This window comes from Acidovorax sp. KPB24-03, from assembly GCF_057546605.1.
The window spans coordinates 1-4258 of the sequence record NZ_BAAJYR010000304.1 but is presented as its reverse complement, the minus strand read 5'-3'; the positions used below and the strand labels follow the sequence as shown (position 1 = coordinate 4258).

Here is a 4258-nt window from a genome sequence, read left to right as displayed (position 1 = left end):
GGCGCTGCGCGCGCGCATCACGCGCGAGAGCGCCGAGCTGCTGGCGCTGCGTCCGGGCCCTGCCCGTGCTCGCGCTGTGCAAGGCCGCGGCCGTGCGCGTTCAGGCCGGTTTGCCGGCATCGGCTGCCGACAACGCCTGGCCGGCCAGGGCATCGCGCGTGTCGCGCGGGCCGGCGGGCGACGAGGTTTCGGCCACGCTGGACGCCGGGGTGCACATGGTGGGGTTCGCGCCCCCGTCGAGCGGCCTGCGGGCCCGTGCTCGCGTGGCGATGGCGGTGGACGAGTCGGCCGTGGTGCTGGCCGTCACGGGGTGACCGGATTTCGACTGGGCCTGGGTCACGGAGCGGTCTTGTCCAGGCTGCGCCGAAGCGCCTCGATGTCCTTCGGCTGCAATGGCATGAACTCACGCACCGTGGGGGCTTCTGGTGGGGGGTGGGCGAGTTCGTTTTCGCAGCGATCCAGGTTGCCCCGGATGGCCGCCCGCGTTGCCGCCGAAAGGGTGTAGCGCTCTCGCTCCACGGCCCGGAAGTATTCGGCCAGGGTGAGGTGGGCGCATTGGGTGAGCAAGGGGATCTGTGCGCTGGCTTGATCCAGGCTGAACGCGCTGCAGGGGGGCGGGGAAAGATACAACTGGAACAGCCGCAAATGGGCATCGGGACTGGTGCGGACCACAAGCTGCATGACGGACTCCACCGTGTGTGCCTCGAAGCCGGGAACCTTGTCGCAGTAGGCGTCCATGCTGCGACGCAACTCCAGGCCGATGCGCGCGCCGTGCATGGCTTTCAGATGCCACTCGTAGGCTTGGTCGAAGGGCGGAATGCCTGCCAGGTAATTGCCGTAAGCCCACTGCGCCGGGTTGTCGCCGCTTTCGGCGCGGCGTTGCAACTCCATCAGGCAAAAGCCGTGATACGAGTATTCATCCTGCTGGTCGCAGGTGACGGCGCTATCGATCCACCACCACGCGGTCCAGGCGCCGACCAGCAAGGAAAGGACCAGAGCGGTTCGGGTGCCTGCCCCCCATTTTTTCCACCGGCCAATCATCGGCGCTTCCCCATTTTCTGCATCGAGGCCCCTTTCAGCAGATCGCCGGTATCGCGCGGAGAGGTTGGGGCCGTTGCAATGGGTTGTCCATCGGGCCCCCAGGTTCGCCATAAGCCTGGACGCAACAGGTCAGGAATGGGGAGCATCGCCAATACGCCCGGGAGCTTCTCGAAGGCCCCTTGCCCCACCGCAGAACCGCCCAGCGGGTAATTCCAGGTGGTTGTCGTGGGCGCCGTGACATGCGTTCGCAACACTTGGGCCAATTCACTTGCGATGCCATCGGACGTGGCTCCCACATTGCATGCGTCGATCAAAAACCGGCTCTCCGTGCCAGAGGCCGCTGCGCCGGATCGTGTCGTCCACTTCCATGCCATGGATCATTCCCTGAATGCTTTTTGCTGTGGCATGGGCAAATACATACACATAACCCGCAACACCCTTTTCCCTGAGTCCGGATTGATAGAGCACCTTATCCCCGGGCTGGATCAGGATGATCTTCTTCCTGATCGGGTCGATGGTCGCGATTTTTCGGACCCTCTTTTGCGAAGCATCGAGGCCTTCGAAGACCTGTTTGATCATTCCCTTTCCTGGTCCATATTGCATTCGCCCGTTGACCACGGGTTCTGCGGGCTCGCTCCGCAGCCATTGTTTCCATGCCATTGAAATTCGATTCGTGATGCCGTGACATGGCGAACCGCACGGGTCTTTGAATGCCACGCTCACGATTCACCTCCCTTTTTTTCTGCCCGTCTTCGCAGGCCGCGGGATGATAGCGGCATGCGCAATGGGGATGACGGTCGGGGATCGCTGGCCCGCGCTCACGGCTTCATCGGGTGCTCACTCGCCTCCGAAGCGCGGTCGGAATTCCTCGCAGAACGCCGCGTTACCGCTGATCGAGAGCGTCACCGTATGCCGCGGTGCCGCGGGCGTGCCGGCAGTGGACACGAGGCGCAAGGTGGCCTCGTCGAAAACCAGGGACTGCACGGCGGAGACCTCCCGCACGGCCTGCAGGTCGTAGTCCCAGGCGGCGCCGTCCTCGATGGCGCCGTTCTGGTTCGGGAAAGTGGCGTGGGCCCAGCCCAGCACCTGTGCGATCTCCGCGTGCAGGGCCGGCAGGTGCTCTTCGGTCACGCTGGCCATGGCATCCCAGGTGCCGGTGCCTTCGTCGTCCTCGCTGTAGTCGAATTCCAGGTAGCGCAGGGTCATGGGTTTCAGGTTTGTTGAAGGAAGGCGCCGGGGGCGGCGCGGCAGGGGGCATTTTCGGGCAGGTTGGCCGCGCTTTGCCACAGAATGTGCAGCGCCCACGGATGTGGGCGGCTCCCTCGATCACCCTTCGCTCCTGTGAACCCCGCCATGCCCGACTCGACGACACCCTCTGCCACCTTGCTGTGCGACGGCCTGCGCTTTGCCCACGCGCAGGGCCCGGCCGTATTCGACGGCTTCACCGCCCATGCCGCGCCGGGCGTGACGCTGGTGCGGGGCGACGAGGGCTCCGGCAAGACCACGCTGCTGCGCCTGCTGGCCGGGGAGCTGCAACCCCAGGGCGGGACCGTCTGGCGGAACGGGCAGCCGTGCAGCGACCGGGCCGCGAAGGAGTCGGGCGCGGTGTTCTGGGCCGACCCGCGCGCGACGGCGCTCGATGGCACCAGCCCGGCGGCATGGTTCGGTGCGCTGGCCGGCCGCCATCCGGCATGGGACGCCTCGGCGCTGCAGGCACACGTGGCGGGGTTCGGGCTGGAAAGCCACCTGCCCAAGGCCATGGAGCAGCTGTCCACCGGCACGCGGCGCAAGGCGCTGCTGGCGGCCGCTTTCGCGTGCGGGTCGCCGCTGGTGCTGGTGGACGAGCCGGTGGCCGGGCTGGACCGCCCGTCGGTGCAATACCTGCAGCAGGTGCTGGCGCAGCGGGCGGCGCAGGGCGGGCCGGGCACCGTGCTGGTGGCGCACTACGATGCGCTCGCGGGCGTGCCGTGGAACGCTGTCATCGATTTGCCCTGAGGGTCCCCGCGACACGGTGCGCGCCGCCCGCCGCTGCCGGGGCTCGCGGCGAGCGCCTTCCCCACCTACACTGCGATCCTTCTGCGCTGTTGCCTGTTTGTTTCTTTCCCTTCCGTTGCCATTCAGGAGCCTGGTATGGACGCCCTTCTTTTCGCACCCGTGGCCGTGGCGATCGCGCTCACGCCCGGCCCCAACAATTTCTGCGGCCTGAACAACGGCATCCGGGCCGGTGTGGGCACGGCGCTGGTGGCCACCATCGGGCGTGCGGCGGCGTTCGCCATCTTTTTGACGGTGTCCGCCGTGGGGCTGGGCGCGATGCTGCTGGCCTCCGAGGCGGCCTTCACGGTCGTGAAATGGGTGGGGGCGTGTTACCTGTTCTGGCTGGGCTGGAAGGCGTGGCGCAGCCGAGAGTTCGGCGGGCTGGAACTGGTGGAGGGCAGCGAGGCCACGCCCTCGGCGGCCGCGGTGCCGATCCGCTCGCTGATCCTGCAGGAGTTCCTGCTGGGCATCACCAATCCCAAGGCGATCATCCTGTTCGCCGCGGTGTTTCCCCAGTTCATCGACCCCGCACAGCCCGCGGCGCACCAGTTCCTGGTGCTGGGCTCGGTGTACCTGATGGCCGAGTTCGTCTCCACCGCCGTGTACGCCACGGGCGGGCGGCAGATCCGCCGGGTGATCCGCTCGCAGCGCGGCGTGGTGCGGCTGAACAAGGCGACGGGCGGATTCTTCATGGGCGCTGGCGGGCTGCTGCTCGCGGCCAACCGCTGACTTTGTGATTCGGCGGGCCGGCGGCGCTTGCTGCCGGGTCGCTTCGCCTCAGCTTTTGTGCCATTCGGGCGCTACATCGCCTTGAAGCGGTGGGCGTAGAGCCGGCTCACCGCCAGGGTTTCGGGCCGCTCGCGCAGGCGCAGGTGCAGCCGCCCTGATTCGTCGCGCACGGCTGAGGCGATGGCGCTGGCGCGCACCAGGGTGCCGCGGTGCACCTGCCAGAAGGTGTTCGCGTCGAGCTGGGCAGCCAGTTCCTTGAGGGGCGTGCGGATCAGGTACTCCTGCGTGGCGGTCAGCACGCGCACGTACTTGTCGGCCGCCTCGAACACCACGACGTCCGCCACCGACACCAGGTGGATCTGCGCGCCGCTGCTGGCCTGGATGACGGTGAGCGGGGCGGGGTGCGCCGCCGCACCGGCCATGCCCGGCGCAGCGGCCCCGGGCAGCGCCACCA

General features: G+C 67.7%; 6 protein-coding genes and 1 pseudogene. 3 read left to right on the top strand and 4 right to left on the bottom strand.

Annotated elements, in window-relative coordinates; translation table 11 throughout:
• Positions 1-314: pseudogene (locus tag AC27KI_RS19705) on the top strand (TOBE domain-containing protein); the annotation flags it as partial.
• A 22-nt stretch (positions 315-336) separates the two neighbouring features.
• Here AC27KI_RS19705 and AC27KI_RS19700 read toward each other — a convergent pair.
• The 3 genes from AC27KI_RS19700 to AC27KI_RS19690 form a co-directional block, all read right to left on the bottom strand.
• Positions 337-984 (bottom strand): hypothetical protein, encoded by a 648-nt coding sequence (locus tag AC27KI_RS19700; protein ID WP_487115393.1) that lies wholly within the window; start codon positions 982-984, stop codon positions 337-339.
• A gap of 321 nt (positions 985-1305) precedes the next feature.
• On the bottom strand, positions 1306-1620 hold the full coding sequence (locus AC27KI_RS19695; protein WP_487115391.1) for a hypothetical protein: 315 nt from the start codon (positions 1618-1620) through the stop codon (positions 1306-1308).
• A 258-nt stretch (positions 1621-1878) separates the two neighbouring features.
• On the bottom strand, positions 1879-2247 hold the full coding sequence (locus AC27KI_RS19690) for a hypothetical protein (protein WP_487115389.1): 369 nt from the start codon (positions 2245-2247) through the stop codon (positions 1879-1881).
• A 147-nt stretch (positions 2248-2394) separates the two neighbouring features.
• Here AC27KI_RS19690 and AC27KI_RS19685 point away from each other — a divergent pair, with 147 nt between their 5' ends.
• Both AC27KI_RS19685 and AC27KI_RS19680 read left to right on the top strand, forming a co-directional pair.
• A complete protein-coding gene (locus AC27KI_RS19685) occupies positions 2395-3036 on the top strand; it encodes an ABC transporter ATP-binding protein (RefSeq protein WP_487115387.1) in 642 nt (213 codons plus the stop codon).
• Between the two features lie 135 nt (positions 3037-3171).
• A complete protein-coding gene (locus AC27KI_RS19680) occupies positions 3172-3804 on the top strand; it encodes a LysE family translocator (RefSeq protein WP_284394813.1) in 633 nt (210 codons plus the stop codon).
• Between the two features lie 71 nt (positions 3805-3875).
• Here AC27KI_RS19680 and AC27KI_RS19675 read toward each other — a convergent pair.
• A partial coding sequence (locus tag AC27KI_RS19675) for a LytTR family DNA-binding domain-containing protein (RefSeq protein ID WP_487115385.1) occupies positions 3876-4258 on the bottom strand: 383 nt, incomplete at its 5' end.

Coding starts and splice junctions, on each gene's coding strand:
- AC27KI_RS19695 (WP_487115391.1), bottom strand. CDS start 1,620: ATGATCAAACAGGTCTTCGAAGGCCTCGATGCTTCGCAAAAGAGGGTC.
- AC27KI_RS19690 (WP_487115389.1), bottom strand. CDS start 2,247: ATGACCCTGCGCTACCTGGAATTCGACTACAGCGAGGACGACGAAGGC.
- AC27KI_RS19685 (WP_487115387.1), top strand. CDS start 2,395: ATGCCCGACTCGACGACACCCTCTGCCACCTTGCTGTGCGACGGCCTG.
- AC27KI_RS19680 (WP_284394813.1), top strand. CDS start 3,172: ATGGACGCCCTTCTTTTCGCACCCGTGGCCGTGGCGATCGCGCTCACG.